Here is a 23542-nt window from a genome sequence, read left to right as displayed (position 1 = left end):
ACTTCGGCGATCCTGGCTACACACGTTTATGGAAATCCATGCGACGTAGAAGCGATCGAGGTAATTGCCAAAAAACATAACCTCAAAGTTATTTACGATGCCGCACATGCATTTGGGGTAACTTACAAAGGAAAATCGCTCCTTGCATTTGGCGACATAAGTACCTGCAGTTTCCACGCGACGAAGGTTTTTCATTCGATCGAAGGCGGCGCATTGATCTCCAATCATCCCGAGCTCGACAGTAAGCTGCATTTGCTCCGGGCCTTTGGCCACCAGGGTGATGATCTTTATTTGTATGCAGGTATCAACGGCAAAAATTCAGAATTCCATGCTGCAATGGGCCTGGTAAATCTGCCGCATGTTCCTGAAATTATCCAGGCGCGCAAGGAGGTTTTTGATGCTTATGATAGTTTGTTGAACTGGGATGTACTTTATAAACCGGTTATTAACAAAGACATTGAATATAATTACGCATACTACCCCGTCGTGTTTCCTTCGGAAGCAGTGATGTTCAAGGTAATGGATGCGTTACGCGAGCAGGAAATCATTCCACGCCGCTATTTCTATCCTTCACTAAACACGCTTTCTTTCATGCCGCGGCAATTTGCCTGCCCGGTTTCTGAAGATATAGCCTTAAGAGTATTAAGTTTGCCGTTGTATGTCGGCCTCCCCTATTCTGATATAGAGCGGATATCCGGGATTATTAACGGTCATTTATCACCATAACCACATGGTACTTTTTTATTGGCTTACCTTTTTCCTCTTTTTATACGGTGTTGGTTTTGTTGCAAAAAGGATTGCTCAACCATCACTTTCTGAGTGGATCATTACCTGCTTTGTACTGTTTACAGGCACTGTAATCCCAAATGGCTTCCTGCTCTCGGCACTTGATCTCACAGCCAACGTTTACGCCTGGATCTCGGGCAACTTCATTATTTTACTGCTGCAGTACCTGCTCTGGTCCAGGTTGGGGACAGCGCAGCCGGGATATTCCGTACGTGAAATCCTGTCAAGTCGGCTTACTACCTTCAAGCTCTGGACAAGAGAGCTCTCGCCATACCTGAAAACGGTTTTCATCATCATGTTTGGCACGCTGGCAATTATCGGCATTACAAACCTGATCCTGGTGCTGTTTACAGTTCCCAACGAATGGGATAGCATGACAGGTCACCTGAACCGTGCAGTCAGGTACATTCAGCATGGAACAATGGCGCATTTTGGCGGTACCAACTGGAATATGGATACCTATCCCAAAAGCGTTACCGGAATTCAAATATACAGTTACCTGATCAGCGGGAACATTGAAAATGCATTCAAACTGATCCACCACACTTCCTACTACATCACGCTGGTCGCGATATTTGGTATAGCACAGCGCATCGGGCGGAATTTGTCGGCTAGTTTCTTCTGTGCATTGGCTTACAGTATGTTCCTGGATTTCCTGATGCAGGCGGTAACTACTGAAACCGATATTGTAATGACAGCTTATCTAAGCTGCCTGCTTTATTACCTGTTTACCTATTACGGAAACCGGCAAAACAAGTACCTGTATCTTTCCGGAATGGTTTTCGGTATTGTTTTTGGTCATAAAGTTACGTTTGCGTTGCTGCTTCCGCCTGTATTCGTGGTGATGCTTTACGCAGTTTTCATTGCACCGGATTTCAAAACATTCTTCAACCGGTTCTTCAGGCTTGGCTGTTCCATTGCTATTGCTATGCTGGTTTATACCTTTCCAACAGGTTATATCAAAAACATCATGGTATTCGGTCACCCTATCGGCCCGCCGACTTCCCTGAAACACCAGTCTGTGGAACGTGCCGGCCCATTGTCCAACCTGTTTGAGCAGGGCAGCCGGAACGTGGTCAGGTATGCATACGATTTCTTCAATCTGGACGGGATCCGCAATGCCCAATGGGGTTATAATTTGAATACAACCATCAGAAAACCCATCGCTGCGCTGGAAGACAAATTGCATATGCGGCTGGATGAAGAAACTGATTTCTCAATTGTGCCATTTTCAATGCAGCGGCGTTTTGCCAACTACAATGCCAATCCATACTGGGGCGTATTTGGTTTTGCATTGATTTTACCGCTCGTTTTGCTGGTATTAGTTAGGATTTTCAGATCGCGCGTTCACTGGTTTCTGGCAGTAGCATTCTGCCTGCATTTTGCGACACTATCTTATTCTGCGCCTTACGATCCATTCAAAGGGCGGTATTTTATCGAGACGGGCGTTTTTGGCGTTCTATTTCTGCTGCTGCTTTTTTCAAATCACCGTTTGTCCATTATCAAGCCAAGAAGAAATATCTGGAAAGGCTACATTCTTACCATTGTTGTCCTTGCCTGCATTTCCGCTGTCATGGCCGTGTACCTCAATGTGCGCTGCCTGCCTTTACCTGCTTACGGGCACGAGTCGGCACTTACTGCGGATCGCATTGAGTTCCAGACATTCGCCCGGCCGGATATTACTAAGGCATACAAAACCTTTGATTCCATTGTGCCACAAAATGCAACGGTTGCACTGGCCACGATCAATGACGACTTTGAGTATCCATTATATGGTGAGAAACTAACAAGAAAGCTCATCACGATCAATCCTTTTGAACAAGGGTTAAAACCTATCCCCAAAGAAGCTGACTACCTTTTTTATGCAAAAAGTGTAATCAACGACACCAGCAGGATCAAAGCCCTACCTACCGATATCCGGCTGGGCTCTGATACCACGATGACGAACCTGGATGTGAAAGGTCAGGATTATTACCTTCGCAAACTCAAATAGTGTCTCATGACGATTGCTATCATGCAGCCTTATATATTTCCATATATAGGGTATTTTCAGCTGATCAATGCGGTTGATAAGTTCATCATCTATGACGATGTCAACTATATCAACAAAGGCTGGATCAACAGGAACAACATTCTGGTATCGGGAAAACCGCATCTTTTTACCATCCCGTTGAAAGATGCAAGCCAGAACAAGCTCATCAACGAAGTAGAGCTCCTGAAAACAGAAGCCTGGCAGAAAAAACTGCTGAAAACCATACAACAGTCTTATCAGAAAGCGCCCTATTATCAAAAGGCTTTTGATCTGATCGAAGAAATTGTAAATTTAGATGTCAGAACAATCTATGAACTGACCCTGTATGCGCTCCAAAGAACCTGCGCATATATGGAAATTGACACCGAAATCATTCCTTCTTCAACAATCTATAACAATACACACCTGAAAGGACAGGATCGAATTCTGGACATTTGTAAACAGGAAGGGGCCAGACATTATATCAATCCGATCGGTGGCATGGAATTGTACGATAAAAGTAAATTTGAAGGGGAAGGTATAAAGCTCGATTTCATCAAAAGTCTTCCAAGCCCTTACATCCAATTTAAAAATGCTTTCGTACCTTGGTTATCAATAATTGATATCCTGATGTTTAATAATCCCGAGGAAATCAGGGCACAACTGAAAGCACACGAATTAATATAGAATGGCGAAGATCATAATTTTTGGAGTACTAGATACAGCTGAGCTGGCACATTACTATTTGACCCACGATTCTGAGCACGAAATAGTTGCGTTCACGATCAACCGGCAATACATAGAACAAGACACTTTCAAAGGCTTGCCTGTTGTCGCATTTGAAGACGTAGAAACCATCTTTTCTCCCTCCGAATATGCATTTTTCGCACCGATGACCGGCAGGAATATGAACCGGAACCGCGAGGCGATATATAATGAAGCGAAAGCGAAAGGTTACCGGTTTATCTCCTACGTCAGCTCCAAAGCAACTATTTTCGGTAATGAAATTGGGGAAAATTGCTTCATTCTGGAAGACAATACGATCCAGCCTTTCACCACAATAGGCAACAATGTGGTATTGTGGAGCGGCAATCACATTGGTCACCACGGACAAATCAAAGATCACGTATTTTTCACCTCTCACGTTGTCCTGTCCGGACACTGTGTGGTAGAATCATATTCATTTTTCGGTGTAAACAGCACAATCCGCGATTATACCACCATCGCGCAGGGAACATTGGTCGGCATGGCTTCGGCAATAACGAAGGAGACAGAAGAATGGGGAATTTACGTGGGAAATCCAGCCAAGAAGGTGCCTGGAAAACTGAGTCACGAAGCTTACTGATACATTGCTATCTGTGTGGGTATAGTTTGGGGTATCTGAAGTCTGAGAAAGCGATTCTTGTTAATGGAGCAAAAGAAAATTTTATTCGTCAGTCATGACGCGAACCGCGCCGGGAGCCAGCTGCTGCTTTTGCAGTTATTACGGCTTTTAAAAGAACGCGGAGTTCCGATGCATTTGCTGCTTTGCAGTGGCGGAGAGCTTGAAAAAGAGTTTGAAGAGGTCGTGACGATAACCCGGCTTTATCAAAACTATAAAGTAGCGCCACATCCGTTTACCGGAAAGCTTCTCAAAAAGGTAAAGCTTTATAAATATTACGAAGAACACACTACTCAAAAAGGCAATGACCGCCTGGTTGCCGAGCTGGAAGCACAGAATATCGGGCTTGTTTTCGTCAATTCCATTGCCAATTCAGGTGTTTATCATGATTTCCTGACTTTTCTCCACAATGTCCCGCTGGTACTTTTTGTACACGAGCTTGCAATGTCGGTGAAAATGTATTCGCACGAAAAACACCTGAGCTTCCTGCTCCGCAAAACAGACCACCTGATTGCAGTATCTCACGCGGTTGCAAATTATTACGTTAAAAAATACGACTTCCCGCCTGCGCGCGTAAGCACATTCACGCTGATCGACCACGAGCATATTGATCAGAAGCTCCGCTCAGTGCAGCATGATATTCTTGAAAGAACCTATAAAATACCCCAGGATGCCATCGTAATCGGCGGCTGCGGCAATGCGGAATGGCGCAAGGGAAATGATATATTTAACTGGATCGCAAAAAGGGTTATTCATAAAACAACCCCGCTTCCTGTATACTTTGTATGGATCGGGGCCGGACCGCAGCACGAAATCTATGAGCTGATCGAAAGCGATATCCGCTTAATGGGGCTGAGCGACCGGATTATCCTGGTGCCTCCCACTCCATTTGCATTGGATTACATCAACCGGTTTGATGTACTGCTGCTCAGTTCCAGGGAAGATCCTTATCCCCTGGTAGTATTGGAAGCTGCATTGCAGGAAATACCTGTTGTGTGTTTTGAAGATGCCGGCGGCGCACCTGAGCTGATCGAGAGCGATGCCGGCTTTGTGGTACCTTATATGGATATTTCAGCAGCTTCTGATGCGATTATCCAGCTGGTACTCGATCCCGCATTGCGGGAAACATTGGGCAGAAAAGGTCGGCAAAAGGTATTGGAAAGGCACAATACCGAGAAAAGTGTCGGCAGCATCGAAGCCATTATTCAAAAGTATCTACCTTTACAGGTTTCGGAAAAGCACAATCAATGACCATTGCCTTTACCATTTGTTCAATCAACTATTTAGCGCAGGCCAGGACCTTAGGGGATTCCCTTCGTGCGACCAATCCCGACGTCAGGTTCTTCATCGGACTGGTTGATTTATTGCAGGGTGTATCTTTTGACGACTTGTACACACCCGCATTCCCGATGATCGAAATTGACAAGATCGGAATCAGGGATTTTCAGGAAATGGCTGACAGGTACAATATTACAGAGCTGAATACCGCAGTAAAACCATTTTACTTTACCTATTTTTTCAAACATTATCCCGAGGCGAAGAATGTAATCTACTTCGATCCGGATATTATCGTATTTCAGCCGCTTACGGGACTGCTTGCATCGCTGGAAAAAAGCGACGCGGTACTTACCCCGCACCTGAACTCTCCCATTGAAGACCGGCTCACGCCAAACGAACTGCACCACCTTAATACAGGGATCTATAACCTGGGGTTTGTTGCATTCCGCCGCAGCGAGATCAACTCTGAATTCATTGCCTGGTGGGAGGAAAAGCTTCGTTATGAATGCCTGATTGATCTTTGCAACGGCCTTTTTGTAGATCAGAACTGGATGAATTTCCTTCCCGTATTCGTTCCAAAAACCCACATAGAAAGAAATCCAGGCTACAATGCAGCATACTGGAATTTGCATGAAAGGGTGTTTTCAAAAAAGGATAATACCTTTTTCGTCAACGAAAATAATCCTCTGATTTTCTTCCATTACAGCGGCTACGATCCTGCCAAGCCGGATATACTGTCCAAGTACCAGGACCGTTTCGAACTAAGTGAGCGGCCGGATCTTACAGAATTGTTTGCATTATACCGCGACAGCCTGATATCCAACGGGAATGCTTATTACCGCAAATTTGAATGCGCGTATATCAAGCCAGCCCCGGTGCGTCGCTATCAGCGGGTGCGCAAATTTTTAAAGATGCCGATCAACTATGTTATTGATCAGCTGGAAACATTCTGATGAAAGAGCTTGTATCGGTTGTCGTCCCTATCCTGAACCCCGCGATCAATCCCACGGAAGAAAAGATCCTGCATAACACATTGGAAAAGCTGGAAAAATACCCGCTTATTTTCATTACGTATGAAGGAGCCGATCTGTCGATCGTGAAAGAGCATGATGAGGAAATAGACGTCATTTATTTCCCTAAGCCTTATTTCGAATCACGCAATAAACTGGCTTCACTGTTCTTATTGGAGGATTTTTATGACCGGTTCAACTGGTGTGAGTTCCTGCTGATCCACGAGCTGAATAGCTGGATCGTAAGGGATGAACTCTATTACTGGTGCAAGCAAGGTTACGATTACATCAAAGCGGGACCTTACTTTGGCGGCCAGCAGTCAGTTTCTGACAATGTCGTAAAAAGGCTATCAGGATTGAATGCAGAGGAGAAAATAATATTCGGAAAAGGTTATGCGGATAATGGGCTCTACCTTTGTCGTATAGAGCGGATGACAAAAGTGCTGAAAAGCAAGCGGAAAGAAGCTTATCAGTACCGTCACGATGAAATACTGGCGAATGCAGATTCTGTTTTCTGGGAGTTGGAGGCAAACAGGTTTTGGCCGCATTTGCGCAAGCCTACCCACGTTGTCCGCAACCATTTTGTACAAAATGCATTCAACCAAAAAAATGGAAATGCATTACCATTTGCATTGACGGGCATATCCAGGGCCAATATCCAGGAATTGCCTTATTTTCAAACAATGCCGGAAGCCGATTGAAATTCATGAATATCACATATACAGTTTGTAACAGAACAAATCTTCCGCACGCGCTTACCCTGGCGGATTCGGTGCAAAAGTTTCAGCCGGGTTCTGTTTTCTATCTTTGCTGGGTTGACAATGCAGCTTTGCCGGAGTTACCTGCCAACATCAGGGTAATCAATATCTCCGACGTAGCGATTCAGGATTGGGATAAAATGGTTGCGAGGTATTTTGACTTCGAGCTTTTGGCTGCCTGCCGCCCCTGGGTTGCGCAGTTTATCCTGAAAGAAAATGCAAACTGTCAGACTCTGACATTCCTTGCTCCCACAGTAGTTTTGTTCCAGTCCACGGAGACTATACTGGATAGCGAAAGCGACTTTTTCCTCACAGCCAACATTCTCAAACCGTTAACACCATCTTCCTACCTTGACGATAAAAGGATTCTGAATATCGGGATGTTCCATTCAGGAAGCTGGACTTTGAGAAACAATGAAAAAACGTTCGAAACACTAACTTGGTGGGCAAACCGGACGTGCGACAGAGCTGCTTATGATCTTTGCAATGGGATGAATATGGACCAGCTCTGGCTCAATTATATACCAGTGTGGCTCCCTAGAACTAGAATTATCAGGCATTCAGGCTGGCATTTCGGAATACAGGCAGTGCTGAACAAAGACCTGTCACTAAGTGCGGGCAAGTACCTGGTAGATAACGAGCCGCTTATTTCAGTTGACTTTGCCGGGCTGACCATTTTTGACCCGATCTGGTCTAATCATTATGGTTTGATCAATAAAAATAACCTTTTCAAAAGCCTGCTGGGTTATTATGAAAAGAGTCTTGCGGGCTACCAGCATCTGGTACCGACGAGCAATGCGCCCATTCCAGGGAAAGTTGCTGACATCAAAAAATACAGGATTGTCCGGAATAATTTGGCTGGAAAATTGAAGACAATCACCACTTATATCGATCAGTTTTAATCAGGAACTATGCATTCTCTGGAACAATACACGCTGGAACTGCGTAAATTCCTGTCAGGCTTAAAGGTTAACCGCGCTATGCTGGCCACGGCAGCAGCGAACTATCCCAAGCTGACCATTATTACGCCTTCCTATAATCAGGCCGCATTTTTGGAACGTACGATCCTGAGCGTACTCAACCAAAATTACCCGAATCTCGAATACATCATCGTTGACGGCGGTTCTACCGACGCAAGTGTAGAAGTGATCAAAAAGTATGAAAAATACCTGACGTGGTGGGTTTCAGAAAAAGACAAAGGCCAGGTTGACGCGATCAATAAAGCATTGAGAAGAGCGACCGGCGATTACATCAGCTTCCAAAATTCAGACGACGTATATTTCCCGGGCACTTTCGAGCGTTTTGGAAAGGCAGCCACCAGCTACAATGCTGATATTCTGTACGGCGATTTATTCATGATTTCAACCGACGACGAGGTAACTGAAATTTTGAAAACAACTTCATACAGCTTTGATTCACAGATTTTGGAAGGAATGCAAATACACAATCAGTCCTTGTTCTTTAGGCGGAAGCTGGTAGAGCAGTACGGATTATTCGACGAAAGCTACCGTTTTGCATTCGATTACGAGTTTGTAACCAGATATACTTCTCATTCGCAAACGACTACAAGAAAGATCGACGGACTGGGCGGAGCGTTGCGCGTGCATGAAGATGCCAAATCGTCGACCATCGCACACGTGGGCGCTGAGGAGCACAAGCGTGTTCAGGAATTGTACATTTCTAGGAACAGTTCGGCTGCGCTCAACAAAATCAAGTATCTTTGGTGCCGGGTTCGTAAAATTGCTTATTTCGTTCTCCGGTCGGATTTCAAATACATTCGTTACAGATTTTCCAGATGAATTGGAGCTTACTCAATGTAGCCAATAATTTTAATTATCTCAGGTACTCCCTGGGCATCGCGATGATGTTCAATGGATTTCCTTTGATATTTTTTATTAGGGATACATTGGGGGTAGGACCTGCCAGCAGCGTTTTTACAGCGATTTTCTTTTCGCTCGCACTGGTGCTGATGGTACCGCCGACTCTGTTCAAGCGACTCTACAAACCCAACGTGATCCTGTTTAACCTGGGTGTCGGCTTTTTGTTAATGGCGCTCTATTACTTTTTTTTCCTGAATTACGTAGGAAAAGCCGTAGCCGATATCGGGAACTTCGTTTTTACGTTTGGTTTCATTATTCTGCTGCTGCATATCCCGAATGATATCAAAGACACCCTGATTCTGGTAGTCTTTCTGATGTCATTTTTCACAAATATTACCCTTGTTTACTCGCTCATTACCGACCCAAACTGGACACCCGGAATGCGCGCCGCGGTAAACTTCGCCAACGAAGGCGCGCAGCCCGGAGGTAACCCGCACATTACGGCACGAAACGGCGTCATTTGTCTGCTCAGTGCATTTGTAATGCTCGGGAACACCAAAGATCTGATTACCAGAATTTTCCTCTTCTTCTCCATTCTGTTCGGGTTGGGAGTAGTAATTCTCTCGCTCGCCAAGTCAAGTTACCTTGGACTTGGAATTGCAGCATTCGCCTACTTCCTCTTCCGGTTCAAGGCTACCGACATTGTTAGCGCAGTTGGAAATGCATTCAAATTCCGCAACTTCGTCTTTATCGCAATCATCCTCGTCGGGATCAACTATTTCCTGAGCCGGTATGGCGATATTCTGAACCTGCTGCTCGGCTATTGGGATGTTTTTCAAGACAGGATTCTGGATGTGATTTTTACGTCGACGGGCGTGCGGCTATCGGAAGAAGCAGATGTGGATTATTCCGCTATGGGCCGGGTAAGCGGCTTCGGAGAATTCCTTGAAACTTTGTTTTCCTGGGATGTTTTCCTGGGACGAGGATACAAGAGCGACTATCTTGACGTGCCCATTTTGGAAGCCTGGGTGGATCAGGGCATTTTCGGATTCTTGTTTTTCGCGAGCTTCAACTTTTTCCTGTTCCTTTTTGCAATCCGTGAAATACGGAAAGCTACTAATGCGCTGAGCACGTTCCTGGCTTTCTTCTTCCTGTCCATGATGGTACTGCTTGTTACCGGCGGAAGGCCCTACGATATCGCATTCTGGTTCCCTTATGCAGTAATGATCCGGTTCCTGGGCATTCGTTACCTTGACAGCTACCAGCAACGGCCGGTTGCGACCAAACTCACCACCGTGTCTACCACTTAATTTTTACATTTTCCCGACCACCAGCTTACAGGCACCTTTGGCAGGTCAAATCATTCTCATGAAAGGCAGAGTTGAACAACTGGATGGACTTAGGGGAATATTTTCGATACTTGTCATCGCCCACCATCACAACGCGTTCAAGGACGCTGACCTTTACAATAACTTCTTTGTAATCAACGCGAGTCTGTTCGTGGATTTCTTTTTCGTTCTCAGCGGATTCGTAATCGCATTGAACTACATAGACCGGATTCGTACAGGCAACGATTTCTTTCAATTTTTGAAAAAACGGTTTATCCGGCTATATCCACTTTTGTTCTTCACGGAGATCGTATTTGTGATCGCAAACCTTGTTGGAGAACAGAGCCCGATGAAAAACGTAGCCAGCCTCGGCCTCTCCTACTACTTTTACACTGCATTCGACGCACTTACTTTCATGGGCTCCACGCCGGTATTTGGTGCGTGGATCAGCAATAATTATCCTTCCTGGTCCATTTCGGCTGAAATGATTTCCTACGTGGTATTCGGACTTGTGATCTTGTTTTTACCCAAATTCAAATACTTCGCTTTTGCGCTGCTTTCATTGATTTCCGCATTATTCATCGTTTCAAGAGGAGAATACCTGCTTGCTTACGATTACGGATTTGTTCGCGGCTTGCTGTGCTTTTGCTTCGGCATTTTCACGCATTTGATTTTAAGTAAAAGAACATTCAGGCTCACAATGCTTGAAATCCCTTTCCTGATCGTCCTGCTGGCTGCTATGTATGCAGTTCACCATCTGGATCTTAACCTTTGGAAACTGGCATTCCCGGTGCTGTTTTCAGCCGGCATTATCATCTTTGCCAGCTCCGACGGCATAGTTACCCGGCTCCTTTCCAGCGCGCCATTTCAGTATTTGGGCAAGATATCCTACTCCATTTACCTCAATCACGCGCTGGTGCTGATTTTAGTCAATGTGGTACTTTTCAGGTTCCTCAAATCCGAGCCTACCAGCCTGATGATTGCCGTTTCGCTGGTTACATCTATTTCCCTTACCATTGCCTATTCGCATTTTACCTACGAATGGATTGAAATGCGTTTTGGGAAATTTTTACGTGACAAATGGAGTTAGATAAGCAGAGATCGAAGCAGCACGCTCGTTCTTGAACTATCAAACCGAACACTTCAAATTAAAAGAAATCATGGCGACTTTCTCAGAACTCATCAATGGAAACAAACCAGTATTGGTAGATTTTTCAGCTGAATGGTGCGGACCCTGTAAAATGATGAAGCCGATTCTCGACGAGTTAAAGGCAGATTTAGGAGATTCAACAACGATTATCAAAGTAGATGTAGATAAGAATAAGGCTGCTGCCAGCGCTTATAAAATCCAGGGCGTACCTACATTGATCGTATTTAAAAATGGCAAACCGATGTGGAGACAATCGGGTGTGGTACAAGCTGCCCAGCTGAAATCGATTATCCAGAAGTATCTCTGACCTTTCACCTAAGACAACGCATTTGGAATCCATTAACAATGCAGATTTCACCGACAGAAAACCTTCGGAATCTGCGTACGAACAAATTACGTTCAACAACTGCACATTTTCCGACTTGTCGGGAATCGATTTCATAGATTGTATTTTCAAAAACTGTAACCTGAGCAATGCACTTCTTAAAAACTGCAAAGTCTCTGATATTCAGTTTATCAACTGCAAATTGCTGGGCGTTAACTTTTCTGAAACAAAAGATTTCGCTTTCGCTGCCAGGTTTGAAGAATGCATTCTTGACTATGCCATTTTTGAACGTAAGAAGCTGAACAAAACGACTTTCAGTAAATGCAAGATCCACGGAGCAGACTTCACGCAGGCTGATCTTTCCAAATGTAAGTTGCACGATTGCGATTTCTGGGACGCGGTGTTCGATAATACCAATCTGGCAGGCCTTGACTTCACCACCAGCAAGAATTTCACGATCGATCCTACTGCCAATAATGTTAAAAAAGCAAAGTTCCTGTCTTCGGACCTGGCCGGCTTACTTACCCGTTTTGACATCATTATCAAGTAGTATTTTGAAGCGATTCTCATTTTTCGTTTCTTGACAAAATCAAATTACAATCCCGCATTATGTCCGTTCAATTGTTCGCCAGTCAGGTATTCACAGGTTCCGAAGTTTTAAAAGACCAGCTTATCCAGATTGTAGAAGGCAGAATAGCAAGCTTGGAATACGCCCAGCCAGATCCTGGCGTAACGCGGGTATCTAATCTGGCGGCCGGGCTTTTCGACAGCCACATCAATGGAGGCGAGCGGTTTTATTTTACAGAACGTGCGGACGAAGAGACAATTGACGATATCTATACGGCCAGTGTAAATACGGGAACTGCGTACGTACTTCCGACACTGATCACTTCTCCGCACACGAACATTCTGAAAGGAATCGAGGCGACGCGGAGCTATATGGAAAAGAATCCAGGCTCGGGCGTACTCGGAATGCACCTGGAAGGTCCTTATCTGAACCCGATCAAGCGCGGTGCGCATCTCACCGAGTTCGTCAGAAAACCGACGAATGCGGAATTAGAGGAGATTATTACTGTTGGAAAAGGGGTAATCCGCCTGATGACAATTGCGCCGGAAATGTTTACCGAAGACCAGATTCAGATGCTCCTTGATTCGGGGATCACGGTTTCGGCGGGACACTCCAATGCAACTTACGACGAAGCTGTAAAGGCTTTTGGGCAAGGGATTCAGCTGGTTACGCATTTATACAATGCAATGTCCGCATTTGGTCACCGCTCTCCGGGGCTGGTAGGTGCTACCTTTGATACAGAATCTGTTTATGCCCCATTGATTATCGATGGTGTGCATTGCGATTTTGGTGCGGCGAGTGTTGCTTATAAAATCAAGAAAGGCAAATTGTTCCTGATCTCGGATGCATTGTTTCTGGGCGAGAAAGTGACCGAATTTAAATGGGGTGAATTTGATGCTTACCTGAAAAACGGGCGGTACACCAATTCGGACGGAAACCTGGCAGGTGCTACCATTTCGCTGTCAGATGCTGTAAGAAATGCAGTTCAGATCGTGGGGATACCTTTGCAGGAAGCGATTGAAATGGCGACGATCCGCCCGGCGAAGGCACTGGGTTTAGCTGATCAGATAGGCAAAATAGAAGTAGGCTATCCAGCTGTTTTTACAACATTCAACGATGATCTTTCGGATTTTCAGGTGTTGAAATACTAGCGATAAAACCAGTTAGAGAATCAGAAGTCCGCCTTCTTTCAGACTTAGCCAGGTAATGCTTTGTCTGAATTCTTCGAAACTTCCCAATGTTGCTGCTTCATCCTGTTTTATGAAATGCTCAATAAGCATTGGTTCAGGATTACTGATCAGCAGTTTTGGGAAGATATCAACAAGCCAGTCCGCCGTGGGTACTTCGGCTTCAATCGCCCATTCTTTCTTTTTGTTGTAAAAAACAAGCTCTGCAATTTCGACAGTTTTCTTGCCACGCTTTTCTTCAAAAACGGCCATTTCAGGTAAGCTTCCCAACCAGACTATAAGTGCATTAGGCCGGGCTGCCGAATCGGGAAGCGCGCTAATGCTCTTTGCAATGTAATTGGGAGGTATCGACGTAACAGGTACCTTGAAGTCAAACCAGCGAGAAAGTGGGAAATCCAGGCAAACTCCGTGCATGTAGTTAAACAGCGATTTCCTTAATCCTTCTGCAAAACGTTCGTGATCAGCCCCGAGCGGATCTTGATGTTCGAGATCATTATTGGCAAACTTTCCATCGTTTGGCCCGATCCGCATTACGTCAAATGCTTCGGGATGCAACCCGACCGGACTGTGCGCGGTCATTGCGAAGCGGTGCCAAAACCCCGATTGCACAATACCCGCTTGGAACAACTGCCTAACCATTTCCAAGGAATCGACTGTCTCCTGTGCCGTTTGTGTCGGAAAACCATACATTAAATAAGCATGTACCATAATACCGGCCTGCGTAAATGCATCAGCTACCCGCGCCACCTGCGCAACTGTCACACCCTTTTTCATTTTTTCAAGCAAACGATCGGAAGCCACTTCCAGCCCGCCGGAAATCGCAATGCAGCCGGAAGCTTTCAAAAGCAAACAAAGATCGTGTGTGAAATTCTTTTCAAACCGGATATTGGTCCACCAAACGACAGTCAGCTTTCGTCTGATTATTTCCAGTGCTAAATCGCGCAGCAATGCAGGCGGCGCTGCCTCATCGACAAAGTGAAATCCATTCTGATCAGTTTGCGCGATGATTCCTTCGATCCGGTCGCACAGCAGAGCGGCTGTCATGGGTTCGTAGCGACGAATGTAATCGAGCGAAATATCGCAGAAAGAACATTTGCCCCAATAACATCCGTGCGCAAGCGTGAGCTTGTTCCAGCGCCCGTCGCTCCAAAGGCGGTGCATTGGATTCACAATTTCGATTACAGACAAATAATCGTGAAGGGGCAAGTCGCTGTAATCCGGAGTACCCGTATCCCGCTGCGCCACATCACGTTCTTTTGCGCTATTGTGGTACACTACCGCGCCATCCACACGCGAGTAAACGCGCTTCATCTCCCCGAGTGGCCTGTTTCCATCAAGGTGATCGAGCAGCGAAAGCAGCGGCGCCTCTCCGTCGTCGAGGCACACAAAATCAATGTAATTGAAAACGCGCGGCTCTCTTAACGTACGTAATTCAGTATTAGGAAAACCGCCGCCCATTGCAATCTTGACAGCAGGATAATGCTGTTTTAAATACTGCCCGCATTTAAACCCGCCATACAGGTTACCCGGGAAGGGCACTGAAATGCACACCAGGTCAGGCTGGTACTGCTGCATTTTACGCGCCAAAACAGCCTTCAAGATCTGCGAGAGCAGGGTATCAGGTTGTTCCAGCGCTGCTTCCATTTCATCAAAGCTTGTCGCCGACCTGCCTAAACGCTCCGCGTACCTGCTAAAACCAAAATGCGGGTCAATCGCTTCCTGGATCAGGTCGCCCAGATCTTCGAGATATAATGTCGCAAGATGCCGGGCTTTGTCGTGAATGCCCATTGTACCAAAAGCCCAGTCCATATCTTCGAGCTGCTGAAAGCGACTGGCTTCGGGAAGGTAACTTCTGTCACAAATGCTGTGCGCGAGCGTCGGATTGTTATTTTTCAGGAAACGGATAACAGGATCTATCGTGCTGATATATTCATCGCGAAGTGAATAAATACGAAAGCTGTTTTCAGTTAACTCCGCATCCGAATCGTCGAGCTGCTGAAAAAGCCGCCTAAGTCCCTTGGCAGAAAACAATTCCAGAATCACATCAATGCCCAAATCGGCCTGATAAGATTCCCGCCCCAGCGTATTCAGAAAACCTTTCAGATAAGCCGTAGCCGGATAAGGTGTATTGAGCTGGGTAAAAGGCGGCGTGATGAAGAGCGTTTTCTGTTGCAAAGCGGCAGTTTCTTTTAATACAAAGTTAAGGTTACCATTGATAAAGAACAGGAATTACCTATTATTGTTCCTTTTTAAATCTTTTACATTCGTCGGCAACACCGGGTATGAAAGTCCTGCCAGAACAGTTTTTAGAAAAGTACCTTCAACTGATTGATTTTGACTTGTCACTTGCGTTTGACGAAGTTCAGAATGCCAGCCTTTCTCCCAACAGCTTCACATTCTACACATCGGTAGCAGTTATTTCCTCTTCGAAGATAGAAGGTGAAGCAATGGAAGTTGACAGTTATTTAAAACACAAATTACAGCATATAGAATACCTTCCGGAGTTGACTGAAAAGCCCAATGATCTTTTCAAAGCTTATTTATTTGCAAAGGAAAACCATCTTACCTCTGAAAACTTCCTGAATGCACATACAATCATTTCGCAGCATCTGCTCCCGGAAAAGTGGCGCGGGGTTTATCGCAGGAATGATATGCTTGTGCTTGAACATAATACAGGCAAAATTCAATTCGAAGCCGCTCCTTTTCACATCGTGGAGACAGAAATGCAGCTGCTGTGGGATGATATGGACAGTTTGCTTGCAAGGGAACTTCCGCTGGAAGAGGTATTTTATTACGCCTCCTGGATTCACTTGCAATTCGTTTGTATTCACCCGTTTAATGATGCGAACGGAAGAGCGGGGAGATTACTGGAAAAGTGGTTTTTAGCCGAAAAATTAGGCCCTAGTGCATGGTATGTCCAGTCTGAAAAATACTACTATCAGCATGTGGGACAGTACTATAAAAACCTGAACAAACTGGGTATCTTCTATGAGCAGCTGAATTTTGAAGCGGCAATGCCATTCCTGCTGATGTTGCCCGCCGCACTGAGACCTACCGATTAACTGCGCTTGCAGCAGCTACTGGTTATTTACAAGCTACATTACTAAACCATAAAATCCGCCCAGTGCAGTAGTCCTATCGCCACGCAAAGAGGTATCATTGTGGTGAAACAACCTACTATAATGAATTTCCGCTTTTTGACCCAACTTCAAGCTACGTTCCTGCTGCTGATTTGTGCTTCCACTACATTCGCGCAACATAAAGTTTACCACCCGAGCCCATTTCCCGACAGGATCATTCTGGGATATAAAGGAGATCCTGCAATTTCCCAGGCGGTCAACTGGCGCACAGATACGACAATCAAAGAAGCTGTTGCGGCCATTCATGAAGCTGATCCTTCGCCAGATTTTCAAAATAAGGCGACAATTGTTAAAGCATTAACCCAGCCCGTTGTCTTCGATGAGCACGCTGCATTGTACCACGAAGTCAATTTTACCAACCTGAAACCTGCAACCCAGTACGTTTACCGTGTTGGAGACGGAAAGAACTGGAGTGAGTGGTTTCACTTTACGACTGCTTCCGACCAGCCACAGCCTGTTTCATTCCTGTACTTCGGAGACGCGCAAAATGATGTAAGAAGTTTGTGGTCGCGGGCGGTACGCGGTGCCTTTGTTACGCTGCCGAAAGCCAATTTCATGATCCACGCAGGAGATCTGATCAACAGGTCCAATAACGATTATGAATGGGGAGAATGGTTTGAAGCGGGAGGCTGGATCAATGGAATGGTGCCCAACCTCGCTGTTCCGGGTAACCATGAATATTACAAAGACGGACTGAAAGAAAAGGTCTCCAAACATTGGCGACCGCAATTTGCATTGCCCGAGAATGGACCTGAGGATTTGCAGGAAACTACCTATTCCATTGATTACCAAGGCACCCGTTTCATTTTCCTGAATTCAGAAGAGGCTACTTCGGGCAAAAGGTCGCGCGACGAGCAGGCAGAATGGTTTGAAAAAGTAGTAAGCAATAACCCGCAGCGCTGGACGGTTGTTGTTCACCACCACCCTATTTACTCCACCAAGCAAGGCCGCGACAATGATGATTGGCGCGATAAAATGGAGCCTTTGTACCGGAAACATAAAGTTGACATTGTGCTGCAGGGCCACGATCATACCTATGGTCGCGGCATCAATATGCCCGTGGGTCAAAGCCGGAAAAAACCTGACGGACCTATTTATGTGGTGTCGGTAAGCGGACCGAAAATGTACGATATCGGTTTACAGGACTGGATGGACAGGGCCGCTTCCAACACGCAGCTCTATCAGGCGATTACGATAGACAAAAACAAGCTTTCCTTTAAAGCTTATACCATCAATGGAGACTTGTATGACGCATTTGATCTGGAAAAGGATAATCGCGGCACAAATACCCTGACCGAACTTTCGAATACATTACAGATGAAGGAGCGCCTTAACTTGCCTGAACGCTACGAAAAAAGCTTCAAAGAGGCTGAATTGAAGGAATATAACCAGCGGTACCTTGATTATAAAAAGAGAAAAGGTATAAACTAGATTACCGCCTGGCTGCCCATTAAATTGGGCAGATTATCAGCAAATGTGGCAGCCAGGCAGCGACAATACGTTCGTGTAATTTTTTTATCTCATATAGCCAACGGCCCTTATTTCAAAACAGGCAGAATAATGTGGCTGCTGTTTTTTGAATCGTGGTGAATAGTAATCTTCGACTTCTGAAAATCAGCTTCTTCGGCTTCAAAGATGTTCACGAACTTTTGCGGATTCCGATCAACCAACGGGAACCAGCTGCTTTGAACCTGTATCATCACGCGGTGCCCCTTTTTGAAAGTATGTGCTACTTCATTGAGCTTAACCGTTACTTTCTCAACCTTATCCTTTGTAAAAGGCTCTGGTTTTGAAAAGCTGTTGCGGAACTTTCCTCTTAGTACTTCAGCCCGCACCATCTGCTGATAGCCGCCCATTTGAACGGGCTTTTCGCCTTCTTTCGCCGCAGGAACCGTGGTATTTGCAGGCCAAACGTCAATGACCTTCACGATAAAATCTGCATCGGAACCTGTCATAGAAACCATCAGATTAGCTACGATCTCTCCGGTCAGTGTCAGATCTTCCGTCAGCGAGTCCGACTGGAAGCTAAGTACATCCGGTCTGCGTGTAGCAAATCGCTGGTCTTCGGCCATATATTCATTGTTCCTGCCGCGGCCGATTACATTCGTATAGGGCACAGGCTTGGCCGGGTCACTTTCGTACTCAGTTGCACTCTTCGCAGCAGTGGGCTTTGTAACTGATAATTTTCCCTTTGCATTCAAAAAGTAGGGCGTCGGCTGGCTGTTTTTAGGCGGCCATACATCGTAGTTCTTCCATTTATTAGTACCGGTTTCGAAGACCGTCACCTCAGGCAGATCAAAACTCCCTTTTCCTTTTAAATAGAAATTAAAAAACCTGGTCTCTATATCCTCCTGGAAGTATTTGTTTACATCACCTCCAAACTGATACTGCGCAAAAGACTTCCATTGCGGCGCAGCCCAGCCACCGTGTGTCCAGGGCCCCATTACCAGCCTGTTGTTATTGCCCGGACTTTGTTTCTCAATAGCCGCATACGTTTTTAATGCACCATACAAATCCTCCGCATCAAACCAGCCTCCTACTACTAAAACCGCTGGTTTGATGTTTTTTAAATGGTTTTTGATATTTCTTGACTGCCAGAATTCATCATAAACCGGGTGTGCGGTTGTTTGCCGCCAAATGCTGTTAGGATCCGCGAAGTAAGGTGCTGCATTCGTTTTTTTCAATGGGCCAAAATCCAGAAAGTACTGATAAGCATCATTGAAACTAACCTGAAAATGGCTGTCGTAATTCTGCCCGTCAGCACTCTTCTTTCCATCAAAACCACTATAAAAACCAAAGTTATCCATCAGAAAAAAGGCGCCATTGTGGTAGCAATCGTCGCCGATAAATTCATCAGACATAGGCGCCTGTGGCGATACCGCTACCAATGCCGGGTGAGCGTCGGGCAATGCAGCCGACGAGTAGTAGCCCGGAAAAGAAATCCCGCTCTGCCCTACTTTCCCGTTGTTTTTGGTATGTTTTAAAAGCCACTCGATGGTATCATAAGTGTCGCTCGACTCATCTACATCCTTATTGCTCTTCTTATTGTCGATTGCCGGCGTCATTTCACGGAATGTACCTTCGCTTTTATATCTGCCGCGCGCATCCTGATAAACAAAAATGTATTTGTCGCGCATCAGGTAAGCATTCGGACCAAGGCTTCTTCGGTAATTATTAACACCGTACGGCCGCACTGAATAGGGAGTGCGCTGCATTAAAATCGGGTAAGTCTGAGAAGAATCTTTGGGCGTATATATCGCGGTAAAAAGCTTCACCCCGTCCCGCATGGTAATATATTGTTCCGTTTTGATGTAGTTGCTCCTGACCCAACCCGTATCAGGGAGAACTGTATTTTGAGCCAATGCAGTTAACGAACATAAAAGCAAAAAGATGCTGAGGAAACTTATTTTCATAAGGGATAATTATGGAGTACGAATGTGCTAACCAAAAATACGTAAGAAAGTGGTTGACGCACGTAAATCTTTCTACCTTCCTGGTAAATCCTGAATGAAACGACTTAAAAAAATTGTGATGATATTTATTGTGCTGCTGGCATTGCTGGTATTGGGTGTGCTCATCTTTATGCAACAACCTCGATTTGGAAGAAAACCGACAGGCGCACGTTTGGAGCGCATTAAACAATCCCCGCATTACCGCGATGGTCAGTTTCAGAATGAAAGCTTTACACCCGATCTGGCCGAGGGCGCAAACTACTTGAAAGTAATGATCAATTTTTTCTTTGGAAAAAGTAAGCTTAACACCCCGGCCGCGCCTCTTCCTTCACAGAAAACGGATCTACTGCATCTCGATCCGAATGAAAATATCTTGGTCTGGTTCGGTCACTCGTCTTATTTTATGCAGGTTGACGGGAAGAAATTCCTGGTCGACCCTGTGCTGAGCGGGCATGCTTCTCCCGTGAATTTCACTACACCGGCTTTCAAAGGAACGGACGTTTATTCAGTGGCGGATCTACCCGACATCGATTATCTGCTCATTTCCCACGACCATTATGACCATTTGGATTACAAGACCATTTTAGAACTGAAACCAAAGGTAAAACAGGTAGTTACAGGCTTGGGAACCGGAGAGCATTTCGAGTTTTGGGGATACGATCCAACAAGGATTATTGAAAAAGACTGGAACGAAACAGCTGAACTGGGCGGCGATTTCAAGGTACATATTACGCCAGGCCGGCATTTCTCCGGTCGTGGGTTCAGCAGGAACGCTGCATTGTGGGTATCCATGGTTTTGCAAACGCCAAATCACAAAATCTTCGTCGGTGGAGATTCTGGTTACGACCAGCATTTCAAGAAGATTGGTGAGAAATTCGGTGGCTTCGACCTGGCTTTACTGGAATGCGGGCAGTACAATGAAGACTGGAAATACATTCACATGATGCCGGAAGAAACTGTACTCGCCGCGAAAGAGTTACGTGCAAAGAAGTTAATGCCTGTACACTGGGCCAAGTTTTCACTTGCATTGCACGACTGGAATGAGCCTATTCAAAGAGCAGTGGCCGAAGCTGTAAAGCAAAACGTACCTGTGGTGGCTCCCCTGATCGGTCAAAAAGTGGAGCTTGACGGAGACCAGACCTGGCCGCAGTGGTGGAAGAAAGATGAAATACAACCGCGGTAGTTTCCGTAGTTTGGTCGCTTACTGTCAGGACATAAAAAAATCCGCTCCATACAGAGCGGATTTTTGCATTACTCTCAACTAAATCAATCCATTTTCATGAAGCGCAGACTTGACAACTCTCCATTGTGTGAGATTTTCATGAAATAGCTTCCATTAACAAGTCTTTTCACATTAACACGATGAACATTCTTTCCTTCTGAGATCTGAATGGGCGATTTTCCGATTGCTACTCCTGCAGCATTGTAAATTACCACTTCCGACTTTCCGGATGTACGTGAAGAAAATTGAAGATCAACATAATCCTGTGCAGGGTTTGGCGCCACCACAGTTCCTCTGATAATGCCCGGGTTCACAGAAACAATCTTGCTTTTTGTGAAGGTACCGTCTACATCAATCTGTTTCAGCTGATAGTAATTGATACCAAGAAGCGGGCTCTGATCTACAAAATGGTACCAGCCCGTACGCTGATCTGAAAGAGAAACTTTGCCGAGCACTTCCGCATTCTTCATTTCAGAATCATAACGCATTACTTCAAATTCTTTTCCATCCTGTTCTGAAACAACTTCCCACGAAAGCTTAACACCTTCTTCAACCGTTTCACCAACGAAATTCGCAACATAGATAGGCAGCGGCCCGATGGTGAAGCTCGCGCTTGAAATATCGGATTTGCAGCTTCCCCCTTCGATCATCACTGTGTATGATCCGTTTTGAAGCTGATCATACTGGATCACAGGGTGGTTGTTCTGAGGCGCCACGCTGCTCTGACGAACTGTGTTGTTGCCCGACATAATTTTCCAGTTGATCGAATAAACTTCATCTCCGTCAAACAGGAACGATAAACTTCTTTCATCGGAGTTCAGCAGTGTCTGCAAGGTAGGACCTCTTTTGCAGGTAGGGCGGGTATCTCCTGACAACGTAAAGTTTTTAGTAGCAACAGATGCAGCTTTGCAGTCCAGCGCCTTCATTTCAAACGTATAAGTTCCGTTTTGCAGGTAGTTGTATGAAATGTTCGCTGTGTTTGAGTTCAGCACACCAGTACTTCCATTTGCAACAGAGGAAGCTCCTTCAAGGATCCGCCATGAGAAATTGCGCAGGTTGGTGCCGGCAAAATCAACTGTAAGGCCGGTAGAAGTCAGGTTTCTTAATGTGGTTACAGAAGGGCCGCCATCGCAGTCAGGGATAACGACAACCGGTTCCTGAATTGTAAACTGACGTGAAGCAGTACCGGAAGAACAGCTTGCTCCTTCAATTTCAAGGGTGTAGTTACCAGGATTCAATGAACCATAGCTAAGATTTACCGTTTTGTTAGTTCCGAGGTCAGGTGTAGTACCATCTCTGAGAACCGAGCTGCCGGACTTGATCCGCCACTTCAAAGCAGTTATACCTGTACCTGTAAACGTAAAGCGCAATGAGGTTTGCTGAATGGCGGAAATACCCGAAACAGTAGGGTTGGCAGGACAGTTATTTTCAACCAGCGGAGTCGCAGACTTCGGTACGATTGGCCAGTAGCATCCGTTCACCATTTCAAGCGTCAGCCTGCCTCTCCATTTATCGCTCAAATAACCTTTTGTGCCATTGATCGTCTCAGCCAGCAGACCCATATTGTAGTTGTCAGTGCGCGTATCATCTGCACCTTGCTTGATCATCACCCGGAGGCGACCGTCCACGTATTTCGTATACTGGTAAGTATATGCACCGTTATCTACAAACGTACCCAGCAGCTCGCCATTTTCCATGACAGTGCCGTTACAGGTAATTTTCCCGTCGTTTGTTCTTCCCAGTAAATTATTGGCAGCAGTACTCGGATCGACTGGGTTTACGCATTGCTTGATCAGCGCGTCATTATCCGTTGTATTTGGAAACTTACCAAGATCCAGGTAGAACAGGACGAATATATTGTCGGCAACAGTACCTCCCCAGTTGAAGTAAATCCGGTTCTCGACAATTTTGGTGTATGCTTTTTTGCCGTCTCCTGTTTGTCCCAGGTATTCACCATCAGTCCACACAAGCGGTTGCCCGTTCCGTGTTCCGCAGGTTACTTTGGTCGCCAGGGGAGCCGGCATTTGATCCATTGTTTTTGCTTCAATCGTGAAGGGTTTGTCTACCGATTCGGCATACGGATTTTTGATTGTGTAGGAAGCCTGACCAGCCAGTTCAATCAGATC

At 45.6% G+C, this 23542-nt stretch carries 20 protein-coding genes; 17 read left to right on the top strand and 3 right to left on the bottom strand.

All coding sequences use genetic code 11. The features are described from left to right. From ACTIE6_RS26145 to nagA, 14 genes are all read left to right on the top strand, one after another. A partial coding sequence (locus tag ACTIE6_RS26145; protein WP_439559430.1) for a DegT/DnrJ/EryC1/StrS family aminotransferase occupies nt 1-726 on the top strand: 726 nt, incomplete at its 5' end. Between the two features lie 4 nt (nt 727-730). After that, nucleotides 731-2779, top strand: a complete 2049-nt coding sequence (locus ACTIE6_RS26140) for a glycosyltransferase family 39 protein (protein ID WP_439559429.1) — start codon at nt 731-733, stop codon at nt 2777-2779. A 6-nt stretch (nt 2780-2785) separates the two neighbouring features. Further along, nucleotides 2786-3484, top strand: a complete 699-nt coding sequence (locus ACTIE6_RS26135) for a WbqC family protein (protein WP_439559428.1) — start codon at nt 2786-2788, stop codon at nt 3482-3484. A gap of 1 nt (nt 3485) precedes the next feature. Continuing rightward, nucleotides 3486-4142 carry an acetyltransferase gene (locus ACTIE6_RS26130; protein WP_439559427.1) on the top strand — a complete coding sequence of 219 codons (657 nt, stop codon included), beginning with the start codon at nt 3486-3488 and terminating at the stop codon, nt 4140-4142. Nucleotides 4143-4205: 63 nt separating this feature from the next. After that, on the top strand, nt 4206-5429 hold the full coding sequence (locus tag ACTIE6_RS26125) for a glycosyltransferase family 4 protein (protein ID WP_439559426.1): 1224 nt from the start codon (nt 4206-4208) through the stop codon (nt 5427-5429). Continuing rightward, nucleotides 5426-6409, top strand: a complete 984-nt coding sequence (locus tag ACTIE6_RS26120; protein ID WP_439559425.1) for a glycosyl transferase — start codon at nt 5426-5428, stop codon at nt 6407-6409. Before ACTIE6_RS26125 ends, ACTIE6_RS26120 begins: the two co-directional genes overlap by 4 nt. Then, nucleotides 6409-7167, top strand: a complete 759-nt coding sequence (locus tag ACTIE6_RS26115) for a DUF5672 family protein (protein WP_439559424.1) — start codon at nt 6409-6411, stop codon at nt 7165-7167. The genes ACTIE6_RS26120 and ACTIE6_RS26115 overlap by 1 nt, the downstream gene beginning before the upstream one ends. 5 nt (nt 7168-7172) lie before the next feature. Continuing rightward, nucleotides 7173-8126 (top strand): hypothetical protein, encoded by a 954-nt coding sequence (locus ACTIE6_RS26110; RefSeq protein ID WP_439559423.1) that lies wholly within the window; start codon nt 7173-7175, stop codon nt 8124-8126. Nucleotides 8127-8135: 9 nt separating this feature from the next. Beyond that, nucleotides 8136-9023, top strand: a complete 888-nt coding sequence (locus ACTIE6_RS26105) for a glycosyltransferase family 2 protein (protein ID WP_439559422.1) — start codon at nt 8136-8138, stop codon at nt 9021-9023. Next, entirely contained in the window at nt 9020-10354 is a 1335-nt protein-coding gene (locus ACTIE6_RS26100; protein ID WP_439559421.1) for a hypothetical protein, read from the top strand. Before ACTIE6_RS26105 ends, ACTIE6_RS26100 begins: the two co-directional genes overlap by 4 nt. Before the next feature lie 58 nt (nt 10355-10412). After that, nucleotides 10413-11462, top strand: coding sequence for an acyltransferase family protein (locus tag ACTIE6_RS26095; protein WP_439559420.1), 1050 nt, complete (start codon nt 10413-10415; stop codon nt 11460-11462). A 70-nt stretch (nt 11463-11532) separates the two neighbouring features. Next, nucleotides 11533-11829, top strand: coding sequence for a thioredoxin (gene trxA, locus ACTIE6_RS26090; protein WP_439559419.1), 297 nt, complete (start codon nt 11533-11535; stop codon nt 11827-11829). A 22-nt stretch (nt 11830-11851) separates the two neighbouring features. Beyond that, the gene (locus ACTIE6_RS26085; RefSeq protein ID WP_439559418.1) at nt 11852-12397 is read left to right on the top strand and encodes a pentapeptide repeat-containing protein; all 546 of its coding nucleotides are present in this window, start codon (nt 11852-11854) and stop codon (nt 12395-12397) included. A gap of 59 nt (nt 12398-12456) precedes the next feature. Then, nucleotides 12457-13566, top strand: coding sequence for an N-acetylglucosamine-6-phosphate deacetylase (gene nagA, locus ACTIE6_RS26080; RefSeq protein ID WP_439559417.1), 1110 nt, complete (start codon nt 12457-12459; stop codon nt 13564-13566). Between the two features lie 12 nt (nt 13567-13578). Here the strand turns inward: nagA and ACTIE6_RS26075 are convergent, their stop codons facing one another. Further along, complete coding sequence (locus tag ACTIE6_RS26075) at nt 13579-15777, bottom strand: B12-binding domain-containing radical SAM protein (RefSeq protein WP_439559416.1); 2199 nt, start codon at nt 15775-15777, stop codon at nt 13579-13581. Nucleotides 15778-15884: 107 nt separating this feature from the next. Between ACTIE6_RS26075 and ACTIE6_RS26070 the strand changes: the two genes are divergently transcribed. Both ACTIE6_RS26070 and ACTIE6_RS26065 read left to right on the top strand, forming a co-directional pair. After that, nucleotides 15885-16664 (top strand): Fic family protein, encoded by a 780-nt coding sequence (locus tag ACTIE6_RS26070; protein WP_439559415.1) that lies wholly within the window; start codon nt 15885-15887, stop codon nt 16662-16664. A 120-nt stretch (nt 16665-16784) separates the two neighbouring features. Further along, complete coding sequence (locus ACTIE6_RS26065) at nt 16785-18173, top strand: metallophosphoesterase (protein ID WP_439559414.1); 1389 nt, start codon at nt 16785-16787, stop codon at nt 18171-18173. 107 nt (nt 18174-18280) lie between these two features. On the opposite strand, the gene ACTIE6_RS26060 is transcribed toward ACTIE6_RS26065, so the two are convergent. Then, nucleotides 18281-20155 carry a CocE/NonD family hydrolase gene (locus ACTIE6_RS26060; protein ID WP_439559413.1) on the bottom strand — a complete coding sequence of 625 codons (1875 nt, stop codon included), beginning with the start codon at nt 20153-20155 and terminating at the stop codon, nt 18281-18283. A 94-nt stretch (nt 20156-20249) separates the two neighbouring features. Here ACTIE6_RS26060 and ACTIE6_RS26055 point away from each other — a divergent pair, with 94 nt between their 5' ends. Further along, complete coding sequence (locus ACTIE6_RS26055; protein ID WP_439559412.1) at nt 20250-21377, top strand: MBL fold metallo-hydrolase; 1128 nt, start codon at nt 20250-20252, stop codon at nt 21375-21377. A gap of 83 nt (nt 21378-21460) precedes the next feature. Here the strand turns inward: ACTIE6_RS26055 and ACTIE6_RS26050 are convergent. Beyond that, nucleotides 21461-23542: T9SS type A sorting domain-containing protein (locus tag ACTIE6_RS26050; RefSeq protein ID WP_439559411.1), on the bottom strand; the 2082-nt coding region annotated here is incomplete at its 5' end.

This window comes from Dyadobacter sp., assembly GCF_051859145.1.
Classification (GTDB): Bacteria; Bacteroidota; Bacteroidia; order Cytophagales; family Spirosomataceae; genus Dyadobacter.
Note: the sequence above shows the minus strand (reverse complement) of the source record. Positions and strands in the feature narration are given on the sequence as shown.

Bases quoted from the DNA above. Each gene is read 5' to 3' on its own strand.
- ACTIE6_RS26060 (WP_439559413.1), bottom strand. From the start codon at position 20,155: ATGAAAATAAGTTTCCTCAGCATCTTTTTGCTTTTATGTTCGTTAACT.
- ACTIE6_RS26120 (WP_439559425.1), top strand. From the start codon at position 5,426: ATGACCATTGCCTTTACCATTTGTTCAATCAACTATTTAGCGCAGGCC.
- ACTIE6_RS26125 (WP_439559426.1), top strand. From the start codon at position 4,206: ATGGAGCAAAAGAAAATTTTATTCGTCAGTCATGACGCGAACCGCGCC.
- nagA (WP_439559417.1), top strand. From the start codon at position 12,457: ATGTCCGTTCAATTGTTCGCCAGTCAGGTATTCACAGGTTCCGAAGTT.
- ACTIE6_RS26140 (WP_439559429.1), top strand. From the start codon at position 731: ATGGTACTTTTTTATTGGCTTACCTTTTTCCTCTTTTTATACGGTGTT.
- ACTIE6_RS26070 (WP_439559415.1), top strand. From the start codon at position 15,885: ATGAAAGTCCTGCCAGAACAGTTTTTAGAAAAGTACCTTCAACTGATT.
- ACTIE6_RS26095 (WP_439559420.1), top strand. From the start codon at position 10,413: ATGAAAGGCAGAGTTGAACAACTGGATGGACTTAGGGGAATATTTTCG.
- ACTIE6_RS26065 (WP_439559414.1), top strand. From the start codon at position 16,785: ATGAATTTCCGCTTTTTGACCCAACTTCAAGCTACGTTCCTGCTGCTG.
- ACTIE6_RS26135 (WP_439559428.1), top strand. From the start codon at position 2,786: ATGACGATTGCTATCATGCAGCCTTATATATTTCCATATATAGGGTAT.
- ACTIE6_RS26105 (WP_439559422.1), top strand. From the start codon at position 8,136: ATGCATTCTCTGGAACAATACACGCTGGAACTGCGTAAATTCCTGTCA.
- ACTIE6_RS26100 (WP_439559421.1), top strand. From the start codon at position 9,020: ATGAATTGGAGCTTACTCAATGTAGCCAATAATTTTAATTATCTCAGG.
- ACTIE6_RS26055 (WP_439559412.1), top strand. From the start codon at position 20,250: ATGAAACGACTTAAAAAAATTGTGATGATATTTATTGTGCTGCTGGCA.
- ACTIE6_RS26115 (WP_439559424.1), top strand. From the start codon at position 6,409: ATGAAAGAGCTTGTATCGGTTGTCGTCCCTATCCTGAACCCCGCGATC.
- trxA (WP_439559419.1), top strand. From the start codon at position 11,533: ATGGCGACTTTCTCAGAACTCATCAATGGAAACAAACCAGTATTGGTA.
- ACTIE6_RS26110 (WP_439559423.1), top strand. From the start codon at position 7,173: ATGAATATCACATATACAGTTTGTAACAGAACAAATCTTCCGCACGCG.
- ACTIE6_RS26130 (WP_439559427.1), top strand. From the start codon at position 3,486: ATGGCGAAGATCATAATTTTTGGAGTACTAGATACAGCTGAGCTGGCA.